Here is a 304-nt window from a genome sequence, read left to right on the forward strand (position 1 = left end):
GAAGGTTCGTCGAGACCAAACTGTGACGAGTCAGCTGATTCCGTTGGTGGCGGCGATTATCGCTATCGGCGTGCTCGCACAGCTTCTCGCCGATCGGTTCGCGGTCCCGAGCATCGTCTTTCTGCTGATCTCGGGACTCATCCTCGGGCCGGAGGGGCTGGGTGTCATCACGCCGAACACGTTCGCGTCGCTTCCCGCCATCGTCGGCCTCTCGGTCGCGATCATCGTCTTCGAGGGGGCGTTCCATCTCCGGATCGAGAACATTCGGCGGGCCACGAAAGTGAGCATCCGGCTCGTCTCGATC

At 62.2% G+C, this 304-nt stretch carries 1 protein-coding gene; it reads left to right on the forward strand.

Annotation, left to right across the window (positions count from 1 at the left end):
- Nucleotides 1–46: 46 nt before the first annotated feature.
- Nucleotides 47–304: cation:proton antiporter (locus EXE44_RS18915; protein ID WP_199241300.1), on the forward strand; the 258-nt coding region annotated here is incomplete at its 3' end.

The sequence above is a fragment of the Halorubrum sp. SS7 genome (genome assembly GCF_005435055.1).
GTDB lineage: Archaea > Halobacteriota > Halobacteria > Halobacteriales > Haloferacaceae > Halorubrum > Halorubrum salinarum.